General features: G+C 40.2%; 17 protein-coding genes. 13 read left to right on the forward strand and 4 right to left on the reverse strand.

Going from position 1 to position 19,129, the window contains the following annotated elements; all coding sequences use genetic code 11:
* Positions 1 to 84 precede the first annotated feature (84 nt).
* The 8 genes from H7T93_RS02675 (at position 85) to greA (ending at position 11,875) form a co-directional block, all read left to right on the forward strand.
* The gene (locus H7T93_RS02675; RefSeq protein WP_175057386.1) at positions 85 to 1,251 is read left to right on the forward strand and encodes a THUMP domain-containing class I SAM-dependent RNA methyltransferase; all 1,167 of its coding nucleotides are present in this window, start codon (positions 85 to 87) and stop codon (positions 1,249 to 1,251) included.
* 2 nt (positions 1,252 to 1,253) lie between these two features.
* Positions 1,254 to 3,254, forward strand: a complete 2,001-nt coding sequence (locus tag H7T93_RS02680) for a cell division site-positioning protein MapZ family protein (protein ID WP_175057387.1) — start codon at positions 1,254 to 1,256, stop codon at positions 3,252 to 3,254.
* A 104-nt stretch (positions 3,255 to 3,358) separates the two neighbouring features.
* Entirely contained in the window at positions 3,359 to 6,454 is a 3,096-nt protein-coding gene (locus H7T93_RS02685) for a DEAD/DEAH box helicase (protein WP_037600238.1), read from the forward strand.
* Positions 6,455 to 6,609: 155 nt separating this feature from the next.
* On the forward strand, positions 6,610 to 7,326 hold the full coding sequence (locus H7T93_RS02690) for a hypothetical protein (protein ID WP_002886515.1): 717 nt from the start codon (positions 6,610 to 6,612) through the stop codon (positions 7,324 to 7,326).
* A 26-nt stretch (positions 7,327 to 7,352) separates the two neighbouring features.
* Complete coding sequence (gene murC, locus H7T93_RS02695; protein WP_002889872.1) at positions 7,353 to 8,681, forward strand: UDP-N-acetylmuramate--L-alanine ligase; 1,329 nt, start codon at positions 7,353 to 7,355, stop codon at positions 8,679 to 8,681.
* A 59-nt stretch (positions 8,682 to 8,740) separates the two neighbouring features.
* A complete protein-coding gene (locus H7T93_RS02700) occupies positions 8,741 to 9,235 on the forward strand; it encodes a GNAT family N-acetyltransferase (protein WP_002886517.1) in 495 nt (164 codons plus the stop codon).
* Positions 9,236 to 9,331: 96 nt separating this feature from the next.
* Entirely contained in the window at positions 9,332 to 11,308 is a 1,977-nt protein-coding gene (gene mltG / locus H7T93_RS02705; RefSeq protein ID WP_037600244.1) for an endolytic transglycosylase MltG, read from the forward strand.
* A gap of 84 nt (positions 11,309 to 11,392) precedes the next feature.
* Positions 11,393 to 11,875 (forward strand): transcription elongation factor GreA, encoded by a 483-nt coding sequence (gene greA, locus H7T93_RS02710; protein ID WP_002883697.1) that lies wholly within the window; start codon positions 11,393 to 11,395, stop codon positions 11,873 to 11,875.
* Positions 11,876 to 12,042: 167 nt separating this feature from the next.
* Here the strand turns inward: greA and yidC are convergent, their stop codons facing one another.
* A complete protein-coding gene (gene yidC, locus H7T93_RS02715; protein WP_002886520.1) occupies positions 12,043 to 12,960 on the reverse strand; it encodes a membrane protein insertase YidC in 918 nt (305 codons plus the stop codon).
* An 86-nt stretch (positions 12,961 to 13,046) separates the two neighbouring features.
* Positions 13,047 to 13,325, reverse strand: a complete 279-nt coding sequence (locus tag H7T93_RS02720) for an acylphosphatase (protein ID WP_013990023.1) — start codon at positions 13,323 to 13,325, stop codon at positions 13,047 to 13,049.
* A gap of 102 nt (positions 13,326 to 13,427) precedes the next feature.
* Here H7T93_RS02720 and H7T93_RS02725 point away from each other — a divergent pair, with 102 nt between their 5' ends.
* From H7T93_RS02725 to H7T93_RS02735, 3 genes are all read left to right on the forward strand, one after another.
* On the forward strand, positions 13,428 to 14,165 hold the full coding sequence (locus H7T93_RS02725; protein WP_022496365.1) for a TrmH family RNA methyltransferase: 738 nt from the start codon (positions 13,428 to 13,430) through the stop codon (positions 14,163 to 14,165).
* Positions 14,166 to 14,266: 101 nt separating this feature from the next.
* On the forward strand, positions 14,267 to 14,770 hold the full coding sequence (locus tag H7T93_RS02730) for an HD domain-containing protein (RefSeq protein ID WP_002883682.1): 504 nt from the start codon (positions 14,267 to 14,269) through the stop codon (positions 14,768 to 14,770).
* Between the two features lie 23 nt (positions 14,771 to 14,793).
* A complete protein-coding gene (locus H7T93_RS02735; RefSeq protein ID WP_022496364.1) occupies positions 14,794 to 15,483 on the forward strand; it encodes a Bax inhibitor-1/YccA family protein in 690 nt (229 codons plus the stop codon).
* Between the two features lie 36 nt (positions 15,484 to 15,519).
* Here the strand turns inward: H7T93_RS02735 and H7T93_RS02740 are convergent, their stop codons facing one another.
* Entirely contained in the window at positions 15,520 to 16,656 is a 1,137-nt protein-coding gene (locus H7T93_RS02740) for a DUF5105 domain-containing protein (RefSeq protein WP_022496363.1), read from the reverse strand.
* Positions 16,657 to 16,793: 137 nt separating this feature from the next.
* Here H7T93_RS02740 and H7T93_RS02745 point away from each other — a divergent pair, with 137 nt between their 5' ends.
* Complete coding sequence (locus H7T93_RS02745; RefSeq protein ID WP_002886527.1) at positions 16,794 to 18,047, forward strand: diaminopimelate decarboxylase; 1,254 nt, start codon at positions 16,794 to 16,796, stop codon at positions 18,045 to 18,047.
* A 34-nt stretch (positions 18,048 to 18,081) separates the two neighbouring features.
* On the opposite strand, the gene H7T93_RS02750 is transcribed toward H7T93_RS02745, so the two are convergent.
* Positions 18,082 to 18,624, reverse strand: coding sequence for a TetR/AcrR family transcriptional regulator (locus H7T93_RS02750; RefSeq protein ID WP_002883702.1), 543 nt, complete (start codon positions 18,622 to 18,624; stop codon positions 18,082 to 18,084).
* 245 nt (positions 18,625 to 18,869) lie between these two features.
* Here H7T93_RS02750 and H7T93_RS02755 point away from each other — a divergent pair, with 245 nt between their 5' ends.
* Positions 18,870 to 19,121, forward strand: coding sequence for a YneF family protein (locus H7T93_RS02755; RefSeq protein WP_002883695.1), 252 nt, complete (start codon positions 18,870 to 18,872; stop codon positions 19,119 to 19,121).
* The last annotated feature ends 8 nt before the right edge of the window (positions 19,122 to 19,129 follow it).

Raw genomic sequence — 19,129 nt, forward strand, 5'->3', positions numbered from 1 at the left:
TCTTTTATATTTAAAGAAAAGAGTGGGAAATAAGCTATCGGTTAAGAAAGTTTGTACGCGTAACAATGAGATAAAAGGATGACAATGAAAGAAACATTTACATTAGTAGCAACTGCAGCAGCAGGTCTTGAGGCTGTGGTTGGACGTGAATTGCGTGAGTTAGGTTATGACACGCAGGTTGAAAATGGTAAGGTGCGTTTCCAAGGTGGTGTTCGTGCAATTTCTGAAACTAACCTTTGGTTGAGGGCAGCAGATCGTATCAAGATTGTAGTGGGTGAATTTCCAGCACGTACCTTTGAGGAACTCTTTCAGGGAGTTTTTGCTTTAGACTGGGAAAATTATCTTCCGCTAGGTGCAAAGTTCCCAATTTCTAAGGCTAAATGTGTTAAATCAAAGCTTCATAATGAGCCATCTGTTCAGGCGATTTCAAAAAAAGCTGTCGTGAAGAAATTGCAGAAGTATTTCCACCGTCCAGAAGGAGTGCCTCTCCAAGAAACAGGAGCGGAATTTAAGATTGAAGTCTCTATTTTGAAGGATAAGGCTACGGTTTTGATTGATACCACAGGTGCTAGTCTCTTTAAGCGTGGCTACCGTACTGATAAAGGTGGAGCACCGATTAAAGAAAATATGGCGGCTGCTATCCTTGAACTTAGTAATTGGTATCCGGATAAACCATTGATTGACCCGACTTGTGGTTCAGGGACCTTCTGTATTGAGGCTGCAATGATTGGCATGAACATTGCACCAGGATTTAATCGTGATTTTGCCTTTGAAGCATGGAATTGGGTGGATAAGGATTTAGTACAGTCGGTACGTGATGAGGCAGATAGCAAGGCAAACTACGATATTGAATTAGATATTATGGGTTGTGATATTGATGGCCGTATGGTTGAAATTGCAAAAGCCAATGCTCGTGAGGCAGGTCTTGAAGATGTTATTAAATTGAAACAAATGCGTTTACAGGACCTGAAAACAGATAAAATCAATGGTGTCATTATTTCAAACCCTCCTTATGGTGAGCGTTTGTTGGATGACAAGGCTGTGGATATCTTGTATAATGAAATGGGTCAAACTTTTGCGCCACTTAAAACTTGGAGCAAGTTTATCTTGACCAGCGATGAACAATTTGAAAGCAAATACGGTATGAAAGCCGATAAAAAACGTAAGCTTTATAACGGAACCCTCCGTGTTGATTTATATCAATATTTTGGAGAGCGTGTTCGCCGTTCTGAGGCTAGAAAGGTAAATTAAACGTGTCAGAAGATAAAACACAAAATGGCTATGAAGGTAGCCAAGAGCTAGATTTCCAAGATGCCAAGGAAATGACGGTCGGTGAGGCTGTCCGAAAAGAAGCCGAGATTAATGCTGGTGTAACAGAAACAGATAGCATTTTGGATAAGTATATCAAGCAACACCGCGAAGAAGTTGCCTCACAAAAATTTTCAAAGAAAATTGAAGCTGACGGCGACACATCACCTTTGGATGCTTTTATTCAAAAGCAACGTCAGGAGTTTGCGGATTCAGGTTTGATTGGTCAATCAATGGCTAATGAGTCAATCAACTCTACAACAGCTACTGAAGAAGTAACACCGGTCACATTTGGTTTTGGTGCTACAGATAACAAGGCTGATGAGACTCAATCTCATATTGACAAGCAGTTGCCAAATGCCCCTGTTGAACCTGAGGTTATTGCAGAACCAGAAAGTCAAAGTTCTGAAGTTATCATTACGTCAACAAATGCTGATCGTTTCATCACGTCAGAAACAGAAAAATTTGACCTTGGTGATGCACTCGCTGATTCATCTACTTCAACTAATCAGCCAGCCTATAACGATGCATTGGTCGATAATGTTGATGATAACAATCCTTTGATTGCTAACATTGATGATCCAGAACCACAAAATCCTGCTGTTGCCAATATTGACGATACTGAGCCACAAGCTTCAAAACCTTTGTTGGATGATGCTGCTGTTTCAGACACTATTGATTTGGCAGCTATTGCATCAACAGTGGCAGGGGTAACTGGAGCAAAAGCTGATGAAGAAAAGACAACACCAAAAGTGTCTATGGCAGTTAATCGCCCATCTGCAGAAGACAGAATCTCTTCAGAGTCTATTTCACCATCGCATAAGAGTGACTTTGATGGTGACATTCCAGTTTACCGTCGTAAAGGTGTTGTTATCGGTGCTCTAGCAGTTCTTGCTTTAGCTATTATCGGTGGTAGCTATGCTCTTTATAAAGGAACACATAGCCAATCGGCGAAAACAACAAGCACAGCTTCTTCAGCAGTGACATCATCATCAAGTAAGGATACGTCAGCTGCTGATAATAAGGCCTTTGAAGAAATGTATAAGAATTTCTTCACAGATGACGAGCAAACAAAACTCGCTAATGATCAATTTGGTAAGTTATCAGATTTGGAAAAACTGCTCAAGAAATTGGAGAAAACCAAGTATTATGATGCAGCTAAGAAAAAATATGATAACTTGAAGAAACAAATTGAAGCTGTACAAAAGATTAACAGTCAGTTTGAGTCAGATGCTCTTGTAGATGGTAGCTATAATGCCTCTATTGCTGTTAAATCAGATGCTAACTTTAATAATCTTCCAGAAAGTGTAACAACAACTGGAAATGCGAGTCTCGACAGCACTATCCAAGAAGCTATTAAGGGTGGTAAGACTCAGCTTGAAGAAAAAGCTAAGGCTGCGAGCGCAACATCTGCAGCGACAGCTTCTGAAAGTGTTAATACTGCTAGTCCTGCTGCACCTTCAGGTGATAACGCATCTGGAGCAGCTTCTAATGGCGGTGGTGCGGCCGCATCAAATACTTCTGGAGCGCAAAATGGAGCAGCTAACTCAGCAGGCTCAGCAGGTTCAACTGGTGCGACTGGAGGAACTACTGGTGGCACAGCTGCAGCTTCAACAGTTGTAACACGCGGAATCACAAATTATAACCCATCAATCCTTCAACGTAATCGCTCACGTGTGCCTTATAATGCAAACGTAGTAGCAGATACAAGTAACCCAGCTTGGACATGGGCTGATGGTGTTCTTGATAAGATTATCGAAACATCACACTCACGTGGTTACTTCTCAGGAGATAACTTCATCCTTGAGCCAGTCAACATCATCAATGGTAATGGTTACTACAACTTGTACCTTCCAGATGGAACTTACCTCTTCAGTATTAACTGTAAGACAGGTTACTATGTTGGTAATGGTTCAGGTCACTCAGATAAACTTGATTACGAATAATAATCTGCGACACTCCTTCGGGAGTGTTTTTTGTTTTATCTTGGTGAGGCCTAGTTTATAAGGATTTTGTGCTATAATAGAGGGATAAGATAGGGGTGAATACTATGGCAAAATTGATGCCGGGTAGAGTCCGTAATGAGGGTATTGAACTTTTTGCAAAGGATCTCATTACCATTCATCAGGTCTCAGAAACTCAGTTGGATACAACAGTTGACCAACATCATTTAATTTATGCACTCAATGATTCTGAAATCACGTGTGACTGTGATTATTTCGCTCAAAAAGGCTATTGTCCCCATTTGGCAGCGATTGAGTATTATCTAAAAAACGATAAAGAAGGCCAGCGTCTCTTGGCAGAATTGGAAGAGGAACAAGAGTCCTCTCCGGGCCAAGAGCGAGGACACTCTTTTGGCGGTTTATTTTTAGAAGGCCTTTCCCTAAATGAGGATGATACTGTTAGATATAGCTTGATGGTAGAGGGAGAGGAATCTACCTTTGGTTCAGAGATTTGGTGGAGTATACGTTTACGTCGCTTACCAGATGAACGTTCTTATGTTATTCGAGATATTCCTGCCTTTCTCAAACTTGTAGAGACTGAGGGTTATTATCAGATAGGAAAGAACTATTATGAACCCCTATCACTTATTCAATTTGACCAGACTTCACAGGCATTTTTAGACTTCTTAGGACGGATGATTCCAGATGAAGCCAAGACTAATTTAGACTTTATTTTACCGAATAATGCACGTCATCTTTGTCTCCCCTACGGTTTTTTTGAGGAAGGTTTGAGACGGATGCAAGATTTGGATGGCTTTAGGTTTGAATGGGAAGGAACCGAATATCACCGACTTTTGGTTGAGGATTTGACTGCTGATGCCCATCTCTTCTCGTTTGATATTTCTGTTGAGCCTAAGATGATTGAATTGACTGTTGCTGAGAAGAATAGTCAGGCCTTTTTTAATAATCGTATTCTCTTTTATCAAGGTGTTTTTTATCGTTTGAATCGAAAACAACAAAAACTTTTGGTTGGTTTACGCTCTCTTCCAATCGGAAGCGATTTGAATAAGCATGTCAGCTTTAATCTTGATGAACAAGCCATCTTGGCTGCTAGTCTTTTTGATTTTAGGACTATGGGACCAGTTAAAGCTCCTAAAGCCTTTAATATCAAGGATTTTACACCGAGATTTCACTTTGACCTGAAAGGTGACAGTGAGGTTATACTTACATTAGCCTTTGATTTTGATGGTTTCCTAGTCCATAATCGACAAGAGTTGAGTCATTTAGGATTTACGAGTAACTATCGTCATGAGCAGGCTGTTTTCCGTTTGATGGCTAAGCATGAATTCACCCCTGATTTTCAGTCATCTAAACGATTAAGTAGCAGTCAAGAGCTCTATGATTTCTTTACGAATACTCTAGCAGAATTTGAAAATACAGGGACGGTTCTGATTGGGCAGGAGTTGCGTGACTTACGGGTTGAACAGAGTCCGCAGGTTCAGGTAGAGCGTCAGGGGAATTTATTAGATATTTCCTTTGATTTTTCAAGTCTTGACGATGAAGATGTGGATCATGCTTTAGCAGCTTTGATGGAAAGTTCGCCCTATTTTATCAATCGTAGTGGTCAGTTGATTGTTTTTGACGAAGCGACGCATCGTATTAGTGAGAGTCTCAAAACTCTAAGAGCTCGATATTCAGGGCAAGGTCACCTAGAACTAAATCAATTGACTGCCTATCAATTAATGGAGGCTCTTTCAGAAAGTGATTCTGTTCGTTTTTCAAAAGATTTCCAACTCTTAACGCAACATTTGAGTAAACCAGAGACCTTTGATTTGCCAACTTATAAGGTAGAAGCTGACCTTCGTCCCTACCAGGAAAAGGGTGTTCAGTGGCTATCTATGTTGCATCACTATGGTTTTGGCGGTATCTTGGCCGATGATATGGGGTTGGGGAAAACCTTGCAGACCATTGCCTATCTCTCTGCACATTTAGAAGAAGAGCAGCGAGTCTTGGTTTTGTCACCATCAAGCCTGATTTACAATTGGCAGGATGAGTTTAAAAAGTTCGCTCCTCAGTTAGATGTAGCGGTTTCTTATGGACTCAAGCCAAGACGTGATGACATCATTGCTGAAGACCACCAGATTATTATTACAAGCTATGCTTCCTTCCGTCAGGATTTTGATGCCTACAAGGCTGGTAAATATGACTATCTCATTCTCGATGAGGCTCAGGTCATGAAGAATACACAGACAAAGATTGCCCAATATCTACGTGATTTTTCTGTTCCACATTGCTTAGCACTATCTGGAACGCCTATTGAAAATCATTTGTTGGAGATTTGGTCTATTTTCCAAATTATTCTACCAGGACTTTTACCGGCTAAGAAAACTTTCCTTAAGTTAACACCAAAGGAAGTGGCTAGGTATATTTCTCCTTTTATTCTAAGACGTAGGAAAGAAGAGGTCCTTCCTGATTTACCAGATTTGATTGAAATCACTCACCAAAGTGAATTGTCAGATGCTCAAAAAGCTATCTATTTAGCGCAATTGCAACAGATGCAGCAAGGTTTAATTTCTGCAAGTGATCAGGAAATCAACCGTCGTAAGGTGGAAATTTTGTCAGGAATTACCCGCTTACGACAAATCTGTGATACCCCAGCTCTTTTTATGGACTATGCTGGAGATAGCGGAAAATTAGATAGCCTAAGAGAGTTGCTTAGTCAAATTAAGGAATCAGACCACCGTGTTCTTATCTTTTCACAATTTCGTGGGATGTTAGATATTACAGAGGGGCTCTTACAAGAATTAGGTATTTCCTCTTATAAGCTAACAGGGTCAACGCCATCTGATAGTCGTCAAGAGATGACCAGAGCCTTCAATCAAGGAAGTCGAGATGCCTTTTTGATTTCTCTAAAAGCAGGAGGAGTGGGACTGAATCTAACTGGTGCTGATACGGTTATTCTGATTGACCTTTGGTGGAATCCAGCGGTAGAAATGCAGGCTATTAGTCGTGCGCATCGTATAGGTCAGGAACAAAATGTCGAAGTTTACCGTTTGATTACAAGAGGAACTATTGAAGAGAAAATTCTTGAGCTTCAAGAAGGCAAGAAGAACCTGGTGACAACTGTCTTGGATGGCAATGAAAGCCGTGCCAGCATGACCGTTGAGGATATTAAAGAAATTCTTGGTATTGCAATATCTTAATTTGTTATATTTGATATTGGAATACTAATACGTAAAAATGCTACTAGGCAAATCTTTTGAATTAGGCTATAATAGAATACTGCAAGACGTATCTTCCCATTCCCGATTGTTTATATTAAGATACGCATCATCTCGAAAACGAAAGGAAGTCTTTTATGCATCGCCAAAGACGACAATTTCCGCTGATTCCAGACGGGGAATCTTGCTTGCAAGAACCGGTCTCTATGCGCCTATATGAAAATGAAGATTTAATCACAAATATCCGTGGCCCTTACCAAGATAAGGACTACAATGATTTGTTGCCGAACTATGATTTCTTGTCAGCTAAGCCTAGCAATCGTAAGCAGGCTTCAAAACGAGTGGAGACACAAGAAGCTGGCATGACTTATGCAGAGGAAGCCCGTGAAAAGGCTAAGCGCGATGTCCGTGAGAAACGCCAAAAATTCCTCCGCCAAGAAGTTCAACAAACCAAACATACTAATAGCCGTCAACTAACTGCTAAGCCTAAGGTAGAAGCTAAGCCAAGCTTTGAGGCTACTGTTGAGCCAGCTGCCGTAACAACGGATAAAGGGCCAGTGACAGCATCTATCTTGGGAGCTCCTGTAAGTGCTATCAAGCGAACTTTAGCACCTAACGGGAAACACTCAAAAATCCATCACTTGGCAAATCGTCTGCAACAGGATTCTTACATCTTGGCAGAAGTGGCTCCAACCTATCAACAGCCTAGTAACCCATCTCGTAAGAACGTCAAGAAAAATAGCTATGACTTCTTGAAACGTAGCCAGGTTTATAATTACCCAGAACGTCAAACTTACCGTGAACACCGAGTTGCTCAAGAATTAAATTTGACGCATTTAGAAGACGCAAACTAATCGCAGTGCGATTGTAAGGAGAAACTATGTCAAAAACTTATCATTTTATTGGAATTAAAGGATCTGGTATGTCAGCTTTGGCTTTGATGCTCCACCAAATGGGACACAAGGTTCAAGGTTCAGATGTGGAAAAATATTACTTCACTCAACGTGGTCTTGAGCAAGCAGGTATTCCTATCCTTCCTTTCGATGAAAAAAACATCACAGAAGATGTTGAATTGATTGCTGGAAATGCCTTTCGTGAAGACAACAACGTTGAAGTTGCTTATGCGATTAAAAATGGCTACAGCTTTAAGCGCTATCACGAGTTCTTGGGTCACTTCATGGATCAATTCACTAGCTTTGGTGTGGCAGGTGCACATGGTAAGACTTCTACAACAGGTCTCTTGTCACATGTTATGAAAAATATCACAGACACGTCATACCTTATCGGTGACGGAACTGGTCGAGGTTCTGCTAATGCACAATACTTTGTCTTTGAGTCTGATGAATATGAACGTCATTTCATGCCATACCACCCAGCATACTCAATCATCACTAACATTGACTTTGACCATCCTGATTACTTTACAAGTATCGATGATGTGTTCTCTGCCTTTGATGATTATGCTAAGCAAGTGCAAAAAGGACTCTTCGTTTACGGTGAGGATCCACACCTTCGTAAGATTACAGCCAATGCGCCAATCTATTACTACGGTTTCGAAGAAAATGATGATTTTATGGCAACAGACATTGTTCGTACAACGACAGGGTCTAATTTCAAGGTAAAACACGATGGACAAATTCTTGGAGAATTCCATGTGCCAGCCTATGGTCGTCACAATATCTTGAATGCAACTGCGGTTATTGGGACCCTCTATGTAGCTGGTTTCGACATGGATTTGGTTGCAGAACACCTTAAAACTTTCTCAGGTGTTAAACGTCGTTTCACAGAAAAAATTATCAGTGGTACTGTCGTCATCGATGACTTTGCTCACCATCCAACTGAAATTATTGCAACGCTTGATGCAGCACGCCAAAAGTACCCATCTAAAGAGATTGTTGCTATTTTCCAACCACATACCTTCACACGTACTATTGCTCTTCTTGATGAATTTGCTGAAGCTTTGAACGAAGCAGATGCTGTTTATTTGGCGCAAATTTATGGTTCAGCGCGTGAAGTTGACCATGGTGATGTTAAGGTTGAAGATCTTGCTGCTAAGATCAATAAACCGGCCAAAGTGGTTACAGTTGAAAACGTCTCACCTCTCCTTGACCATGACAATGCTGTTTATGTCTTTATGGGAGCTGGGGACATCCAACTTTACGAACGCTCGTTTGAAGAGCTCCTAGCAAGCTTGCAAACACACATGTAATATATTAAGGGCTGTAGCGATTTCGCTCAGCTCTTTCTCTTAATAGAAAGGAATTTAGTATGCTTATTCGACATGCCCGAGAGGATGATTGGGCTGATGTTGTCCGTATCGAACAAGATAATTTTTCACCTGAAGAGGCTGCAACTCCAGAGGCTATTGCGGAGCGTTTAAAGACGATTTGTGATACCTTTCTAATTGCTGAAATTGATGGCGTTGTAGCTGGCTACATTGAAGGGCCTGTGATTGCGGAACGTTATCTTACAGATGACTTGTTCCATAAGGTGGTTCCTAATGCTAGTCAAGGAGGCTTTATTGCAGTTACTAGTTTGTCTATCTCCAAAGATTTTAAAGGGCAAGGGATTGGTACAGCCTTGATTGCAGCGCTTAAGGATCTAGCTATCGCCCAAAAACGCCAAGGTATTAGTTTGACTTGCCATGATTACCTGATTGCCTATTATGAGATGAATGGCTTCACTGATGAAGGAGAATCAGAATCAAATCATGGCGGTAGCACTTGGTATAATATGGTTTGGGAGAATCCAGAAACCCATTGAATTCAGTGTTACGTTACTGTGACAAAGGACCAATTGATTTGCATTAACTGACTTTTTAAGATATAATGGCGTTTGTTACTATAGAGGAGGTATGCCTTGACGGACAAGTTTAATGAACACTCGGAATCTGCTGAAGATAGCCTAAGCTTTAAAGATCAGATTCTTCGAGATTTACAAGAAGCAACACGGCTCCGTTCTCTTCGCGAGGAGGAGCATAATAAAAGTGCAACTATGCCCGAGACACCACGTTCAACGTCAGCTGAGAGCGCTACAACACATAGTACCTCAGCGTCCAATAAAGTAAGTAACCAAGATTTTAGTTCACATTCTGTTTCTCATAGTGCTTTCGCTAAATCTATGACTTCTGAGACAGCTCAAGATTCTCAACAAGATAGTGTTGGCTTGTTTTCTGTTTCTCAAGCTGAGTCTTTAGTGTCTGATGCTCATTCAAATGTAGCGTCTATTTCTAAAGAACCTATCGAGGAGGAGAAAAAGGTAAATATACCTCAGGAGACTGAAACGTCGAAACGCCGTTTTAAACGTCCAGTTTGGGAAACTAGCCTTAACGAAGCATCTGAAGAGGAGTATATTCCTGCAGATGTTGCCAAGGAGCTCATTGAAGCTAAGTCTAACGAAGCTATTTATACAGACCCTAAAGAATTGGAGGCCAAATTGACCTCAGAACGTCAAAAAGAAGCATTCTTGCAGGAACATCATGCAACAAGTGACCAAGCGTCGCAAGAAAAGGTTCAATCAGAGATAGTGGCTGATGGTAATGAGGATGATGAGAGTATTTCTCTAGAACCCTCTGGAAAACCTAAGAAAAAGAAAGGTAAGAAAGTGAAGAAGAAAAAGTCTTCGCCAAAAGATGTTAAACAGGCTGACATTGTCGACGAAGAGCCGATTTCACGTTCTAACCGAAATCACAAACGCAATAAAAATAACCGCCGTGCTGGGAAAATTGCAAGAAATATTATTATCTTCTTGCTTCTTATCTTGTCAGTAGCGACATTCTTTGGTTATCGTTATGTTAGTGATGCTGTTGGCGCAAAAGATGTTAATTCAACTAAGTTTGTTAGTGTTGAAATTCCCGAAAATTCAGGTAGCAGTTATATTGGCCAACTCTTGGAATCAGCTGGTGTTATTAAGTCTGGTAAGGTCTTTAATTACTATACCAAGTTTAAGAACATCTCAAATCTGAAAAGTGGTTATTACAACCTTCAGGCTAGCATGACCATGGATGAAATTATTGAGGCACTTCAGAAAAAAGGAAGTGATAAACCTCAGGAGCCATCTCTTGGTACGGTCTTAGTCAAAGAAGGATATACCATTGATCAAATTTCCAAGGCAGTTGAAGTTAATTCTTCAGCTAAAAAAGGCAAAAAATCATCAACTGGACTTAAGGCGAAAGATTTCTTGAAATTGATGAAGGATGATGCTTTCATTACTAAGATGAAAGCGAAGTATCCAACCTTGTTGGCAAACCTTCCGAATTCTACGGATGCTAAGTATGTCCTAGAGGGTTATCTGTTCCCAGCGACTTATAACATTCATGATGATACGACGGTGGAGTCTTTGGCAGAGGAAATGTTGTCAACGATGGACACCTACCTATCACCTTACTATGCGACGATTTCATCTAGTGGACACAATGTTAATGAGATTTTGACCCTAGCTTCTCTTGTTGAAAAAGAAGGAGCTACAGATGACGACCGTAAAAATATTGCTAGCGTCTTCTATAATCGTCTAAACTCAGACATGGCTCTACAAAGTAATATCGCAGTTCTTTATGCTCTTGGAAAACTTGGTCAGGAAACGACCTTGAAAGAAGATGCAACTATTGACACAAACATTGACTCCCCTTATAATGATTATGTTCATAAGGGGTTGATGCCAGGTCCTGTGGATAGTCCTAGTCTGTCTGCGATTGAAGCGGTTATCAATCCATCATCTACCAAGTACATGTACTTTGTGGCAGATGTAACCACTGGTAATGTCTATTTTGCTGAAAGCTATGAAGAGCATCAGCATAACGTTGAAACTTACATTAACAGCAAACTAAAAGATAAATAGTCTGATTGGCTCATTAAAACCAAGCAAACGAATAGTGATTTTGATGATGCAGCCAACGGCTCAAAAAATAGAAAAGAGAAAAAAATGGCAGAAAAAACATATGTAATGACACAAGCAGAGAAAGAACAACTTGAAGCGGAATTGGAGGAGTACAAACTCGTCCGTCGTCCAGAAGTTGTAGAACGTATTAAGATTGCACGTTCTTATGGTGACCTTTCAGAAAACTCTGAGTATGAAGCAGCCAAAGACGAGCAAGCCTTTGTTGAAGGACAAATTCAGATTCTTGAAACAAAAATTCGTTATGCAGAAATCGTTGATAGTGATGCTGTTGCTAATGACGAGGTTGCAATTGGTAAAACTGTTGTTGTTCAAGAAGTTGGTACAAACGACAAAGATACTTATCATATCGTTGGGGCAGCCGGTGCTGACATCTTCTCAGGTAAGATTTCAAATGAAAGCCCAATTGCTCAAGCTTTGATTGGTAAGAAAGTTGGCGACAAAGTCGCTATCGAATCACCAGCAGGTAGCTACTCTGTAGAAATCCTTAGTGTAGAAAAAACAGCCTAAGTGACTGTTGGCGTTAAAGTGTCTAATATTTGAAACTAGTGGGAGTGAGACAAAGCAGTTGTTCTGTCTCACTCCCTTTTTGGTTGCCGGCGCTAGTAGGAGTTAGGCTAGTCTGAATTAATCTATAAGAAAAGCACTCTTGGCATTTGCCAAGAGTGCTTTGTAGCTTATTTACGATTTTGCTTACCGGCGTTACGATTTTTCTTTGGTTTACTTGCAATTGCTTGAGTATTTTTTGGTGTCACATCTTTACGCTTGATTGGTGTTGTACGAGGTGCTTTTGGAGGGTTCTTTTTGAACTCTTCAGCAACTTTTTCTTTCAAGCGAGGTTTGATGATGTAGTTGGTAATCAACTGTTGGATAATAGAGAAGATACCACCAACGAACCAGTAGAGGATTACGGCTGCAGGTGAGCTAATACCAAAGAAAATCATCATGATTGGCATACTGTACATCGTCGCTGCCATTTGTTTACGTTGCTCCTCAGGAACTTGTTGAATAGACAACCAAGATTGGAAGTAGTAAAGAGCTGCGATGATGATAATCAATGGGAAGTCACGGTGACCAAGGTTAAACCAGAGGAAGTTATCTTGGAGTACACCAGGAGTGTAACGTGCTGCGTAGTAGAGTGCTGAGAAGAACGGGAACTGAATCAATAGAGGAAGACAGCCGACACCACCCATCAAGCTTAGACCGTTTTCACGCTGAGCTTGCATGAGTTCAGACTGGGCAGCCATTTTTTCTTCTTGAGTTTCGGCGTTACGCAAACGTTCGTTGATTGGTTCCAAGATAGGCGCAAGGTACTCACGTTTTGCTGATTGGTAGGCTGCGCTACGAGATTGGTGAAGACCAAGTGGCAAGATAATCAAACGAACAATGATGGTAACAAAGATAATACCAAGACCAAAGCCGAGACCAAGATTATCTGCGAAGTAGGTGATGACGTGGCTCATAGGGCGACCAAGGAGGTTCCAGACCCAACCAGTAGGATTACCAGACTTATCAAGGCTCACACATCCTGATAGGAAGAGTAGCATGCTGGCAGCAAGCCCCATCAGGGCTAGACGTTTTTGATTTTTATTCACAATATCATTCCTTTTGTTTTTTAGTTATACTTGTCTATTTTACCTTTTTTTAAGAAAGAGAACAAGCTAAAAACGGTGGCTTCCTCTTAATTAGCCATCCGAAAATCGCTGTAATTTGAGAAGTTTGCCATGGTCACATCGACATAGGTTACTTTAGACCATTTTGAAGGTCCCTTTCGAACTTCTTGAATAAATTTAGCTAACTTAGCAGGATTGTCTGACTGAGCTAGGATTTCAACAGTTCCGTCGTCATTATTCCAAACCCGACCGTATATATCTCCAATATCTAGTGCCAGAGCATAGGTTGAATAACGAAAACCAACACCTTGGACTCTTCCTGAGACTAATAATCTTACTTTTTGCATGTTCCACGACCTCCTTTTGAAAGCTCTTTCTTTTAGTATAATCCTTGTTATAAAGTCGGTCAAGTCCAAGATTTATCAAGGAATTTCTGCTATAATGAGTGTATGGAAATCATTCAATCAAAGCAAAATGCTAGCATTAAGTCTGCTAGAAAATTATTGCAGCGCAAGCACCGTAAAACTAGTTATCTTTTAGAAGGATGGCATCTTTTTGAGGAAGCAAAGGCAAGTGGTGCCGATATTCTTCAAGTTTTCGTGCTTGAGGAAATGGCTGATCGTGTGGCTAATATGGCTAAGGTTAAGTTGGTTAGTCCGGAGGTGCTCAAGGAGCTCTGTGAAACTCAGACCCCCCAAGGGATTGTGGCAGAAGTTGCTAAACAGTCTCAAGCCTTGCCAGAGTCTCTCTCAGGGAAGTACCTTCTCTTGGAGGATGTTCAGGATCCTGGCAATGTTGGAACAATGATTCGCACAGCAGATGCCGCAGGTTATGACGGAGTCTTTTTGTCAGATAAATCAGCTGATATTTATAATCAGAAGACCTTGCGTTCCATGCAGGGAAGTCATTTCCATCTTCCAATCTATCGTGGACCTATTCTTGACATGGTTGAGGCTTGCAAAAAGCAAGGGGTACCCGTTTTGGCAACGACTCTCTCAGATGTTTCCGTTGACTATAAAGCAGTTAAGACAGATGGTAATTTTGCCTTAGTGATGGGAAATGAAGGTCAAGGAATTAGTCAAGATATGGCTGAGTCTGCTGATCAACTCGTACATATTAGCATGCCAGGTCAGGCGGAGAGTCTAAATGTTGCTGTTGCAGCAGGAATTCTCATGTTTAGTCTCTAGGTCTCAAGGATGATTTTAGGAGAAAACAACTGACTTTTAAAGTAATTTTAAGCACTAGTGGTATAATGAAGAAGCATTAGAAACATTAATGAGGTATTATTATGAAACGACCAGAAGATGATAAAGAATTCATGGAAGTTGTGGGACATTTGATTTCACACCCACGTTTTCAAAAATTGGATGGGATTGTACAGCACCATCATTCGACACGTTTAGAACACTCGGTTAATGTTAGTTACACCAGCTATAAGATTGCTAAAAAATTTGGCTGGGATGCCAAGAGTACTGCTCGAGGCGGTCTCTTACATGATTTTTTCTATTATGATTGGCGAGTGACTAAATTTAATAAGAGTCATGCTTGGGTACACCCACGTATTGCTGTTCGTAATGCCAGAAAGCTTGTTAATCTAAACAAAAAAGAAGAGGATATTATCCTCAAGCATATGTGGGGAGCAACGATTGCACCGCCGAAGTATAAGGAATCTTATATTGTTACTATGGTGGATAAGTATTGGGCGGTTAAAGAAGCGGCGACACCCTTACGAAATCGAATTAAAAATCGTAAGTTTTTCCGTCGTAAGACCCTACAAAGCCACCACCAATAATTCATTATTTTTAGGAGATAACTATGGAATCAAATGCAATTTATACGACTAGTGATGCGGGCTTAAGCCGCTTTTTCGGAAAGATTTATGGACTTGTCGGTATGGGAGTGGGACTTTCAGCAGTCATTTCTTATCTGATGCTCTTTCCTCTCTCTCATGTTTTTGTCAATATTCTCATGAATCATTCTTGGGTTTACATGGCAGCCCTCTTTTTAGAGTTTGGTTTGGTCTTTTTGGCTAGCGGTGCTGCACGAAGAAATACACCTGCGGCCCTACCTTTATTTTTGGTTTATTCTGCTCTGAATGGATTTACACTTAGTTTTATCATCGTTCAATACACGCAAGCCATTGTTTTCCAAGCTTTCCTTAGCACTGCCATCGTTTTCTTTATTATGGCCCTTATCGGAGTTAGTATTAAGCGAGATCTATCAGGCCTGGCTAAGTTCCTTATGGCAGCCTTGATTGGGATTATTGTGGCTAGCTTGATTAATATTTTCTTTGCAAGTAGCATGATGAGTTTTGTGATTAGTATTGTATCAATTCTTATTTTCTCTGGTTTAATTGCCTACGATAACCAGTTGATTAAAAAGGTTTACTACGGTGCCAATGGTCAGGTTACAGATGGATGGGCAGTATCTATGGCGCTTAGTCTTTACTTGGATTTCATTAACTTATTCTTGAATATCTTGCGACTCTTTGCTAGACGTAATTAGTAAAAAAAATCAGCCACCTGGCTGATTTTTTTATGTCTAATAGTTTCTTGTAAGTGTGCCTTGCTGACCTGTGTAAGCGTAGAAGAGAGGATAGTACTCCCATTTTCCGACATAGCTATCTTTATCTGGGAAGGCCCACTTGTCGTCTTTTTTAGTAAGCTCGACTGAGTAATTATCAAAGATATTGGTTCCTTCTGTCTTTGGTGCTGATGGGCTTACTTCTTTGATTGAATTTGGTAGGTAAGTTTCCATGTAGTATTGTCTTGTTAGTTGGTCGACATTTCCAGCGTTAGCACCATTGCTTTGTAGGTAGTTTTTAAGGTCATCTGTGAGATTTGGGTGATTAGCACCATAGGCATCGTCTGCAGCTTTCATACTGATAGTTGACATGCTGACGTTAAACTCTGCTTTATCTTTAGCGACGATAATGTTATCAACAGTGTAGCTACCGCGTTCACGGTTAGCAGTTTGGACCCAACCAAAAACTTTTGGAATTTCATCACCGGTTGGTTTGATATGATCAGTATCATCATAGCTGTATTGAAGGCTATCTGAGAAATATTGATTAAGTTCACCCTTGGCTTTATCCAAGTCGTTAGAAACAAATTTACTGTAGTCTTTGCTTTCACCACCTAGAAGAACTGCGTTGAAATAAGCGTCAATAGCCTTTTTAACATTGGTAGTTGTTTTACCATCGAAATCTTTTAGGTTAGTAGAAACTGTTTGTCCCTCTGTTTTCTCATCTTTTGATTCAAAATAGAGTTTATAGCTTTCATTGTTGTTAACTTCGAAAAAGAGTGAGACAGTCTTGTAGTCGTCAGCTTCAAGCTTCCCAAAGTCATCTGTAGCGTCCTCTACGTTCTTATTTTTATTGAAGAGAGTAGGTAGGTCGCCCTTGTCGAGCATGCTTGCTGTGACTTTTTTACCATCTTTATCTTTGAGGTAGAATTGTTTAGCAGATGTTTTGAGCTCATTTTCCATATCTTCCGAAGTATTCTCGAGTTTGAATGAAACTTCGACTAGGGTTTGGTCGTCCTTGAGCTTGAGGTCGCTTCCTGACATATAGACAATATCGTTAACAGAAAGCTTGGCATCAAGTTTTGGCTTGGCACATGCTGAGAGCGTTAAGATGGCTGCTAGAGCAAGAGCCCCAGAGTAAAGATATTTTTTCATAAATAATCCCCCATTATTTTATTTAGGTTATAGGTCTATTGTATCATGAAATATGCCTTGAGATTATTAGAAAATTGGGTTTCAAGCCTTTTCTTATGCTATAATAGGATTACTATTGTAAAAAAATGGAGAATCAAATGACAAAAACACCTTTTATTACGGCTGATAAACTTGAACAAATCACTGCAGAATTTCCAACACCTTTCCATCTTTACGATGAAAAAGGTATTCGTGAAACAGCGCGTGCAGTTAATGCAGCCTTTTCGTGGAATCCAGGTTTTAAAGAATTCTTTGCTGTAAAAGCTACACCTAATCCAGCAATCCTCAAAATCTTGAAGGAAGAAGGGTGTGGTGTCGATTGTGCGACCGATACAGAGCTTGTCATGAGTAAGAAAATTGGTTTCGATAGTAGCGCCATTAGCTTTACGTCTAATGATACACGTGCAGAAGAGTTTGTTTACGCTCGTGATATTAATGCGACAATTAACCTTGATGCTTACGAAGATATCTTTTTCTTGGAAGAGGCTGCAGGACTTCCTGAAACCCTTTCTTTGCGCTTTAACCCAGGGGGCGTCTTCTCTCTCGGTACTGATATCATGGATCATCCTGAAGAATCAAAATTTGGGATGACTAAGGAACAGCTCTTCAAAGGCTATGCTTACCTTAAAGAAAAAGGAGTGAAATCATTCGGCTTGCATGCTTTCTTAGCATCAAATACAGTAACGAATGAGTATTACCCAACCTTGGCTGCTCAACTGTTTGAATTGGCGGTAGAAATTAAGAATGAACTTGGTGTTAGTCTTGACTTTATCAACTTATCAGGTGGTGTCGGAGTAGACTACACACCGGCCAATAAACAAAATGATATTGCCGTTATCGGTGAAGGCGTTCATGCTAAATTTGATGAAATCCTTGTTCCGAATGGTCTTGGACATATCAGTATTTACACTGAGCTTGGACGTTTCATGACAGCACCTCATGGCCTTGTCGTTACTAAGGTTCTTCATATTAAGGACACTTATCGCCGTTATGTTGGTGTAGATGCTTCTGCGGTTAACTTGCTCCGTCCAGCTATGTACGATGCTTACCATCACATCACGAATATGACTAATCCAGATGGTGACATTCAAGTAGTTGATGTGACAGGCTCGCTTTGTGAAAATAATGATAAGTTTGCTAAGAACCGTGAATTGCCAGAAGCTCGTATTGGAGATACCTTGGTTATCCACGATACAGGTGCTCATGGTTTCTCAATGGGTTACAACTATAACGGACGTCTTCGTTCTGCAGAAATTCTCTACCAAGAAGATGGCACAGCTCGTATGATTCGTCGTGCAGAGACGATGAATGATTATTTTGCCACTCTTGATGGTTTTGATTTTGATATTTAACAAAAAAAATAAGCTAGGCCTTAAAGGCCCTAGCTTATTTTACTTTAATGATGACAGCTTCAAGAATGATATCGGCTAACTCCTCAGGGGATTCGATACAGCCTTCTTTGAGCCATAGTGTTAAAATGGTAACAATGGTGCTAACATAAACTTCCAATGAATATTTGGCAGGGATATGATAGCTTTGTTCCATGAGCTCTGTAACATTTTCAATATCAGAGTTAAGGATAGTCTCGATAATGAATTCACGAATCATCTCATTGATGTTTGGAATGTGTGTCATCAAGGTGAGACAGAGTTTTTGATTTTCCTTAAGATATCGTAGCATTTCAGTGACAACACCCTCTTGGTAGGTCATGTCTTCCTGAAGAATACTTGAGATTTTATCTAAAATCTTTGAGAAGGTTGTTTCAACCAAATCTTCCTTATTTGAATAGTAGTAGTAGAAGGTCGGTCTGCTGAGATTTGCCTTCTTGATGATATCTGTGATGCTGATTTGTTCGAGTGAACTCTCCTCTAAGAGTTCAATAAATGCGTTGACAATTTTTCGTTCGGAAATAGTTGCTTCCTTGAGCATAAATAAACCCCTTTATATAAACATAATAATAATTCCACAACCTATATAATAACCTATTTTTGTTCTAGAAATCTTACAAGTCCTTTACAGTTGTAAGTGAAAAATACTGAAAGTCTCATTTTATCGGTATTTTAAACGAAAAAACTATTTTTCTATACGTTTTTAAGAATCAACGTCTTATTTGTCAGTAGGGGCCATTTTTGCTATAATATAAGGTAAATCAACGTTATAGGAGAAATGAATTTATGAACACCGTCCTTTGGATTATTCTTGTTTTTGTAGCCCTTTTGGGTGGTTTTTATGGAGGCGCTTACTTTGCCCGCAAACAAATGGAGAAAGAATTGGCTGAAAATCCTCGTTTGAATGTGGACGCTGTTCGTACCATGATGTCAGCTGCGGGTCAAAAACCAAATGAAGCAAAAGTGCGTCAAACATATAACCAAATTATCAAACAACAGAAACAAGCACTTGCAGATAGCAAGAAAAAGAAAAAATAATGGTGGGG

It is taken from the genome of Streptococcus sp. 9.1 (assembly GCF_016648815.1).
GTDB lineage: Bacteria > Bacillota > Bacilli > Lactobacillales > Streptococcaceae > Streptococcus > Streptococcus salivarius_E.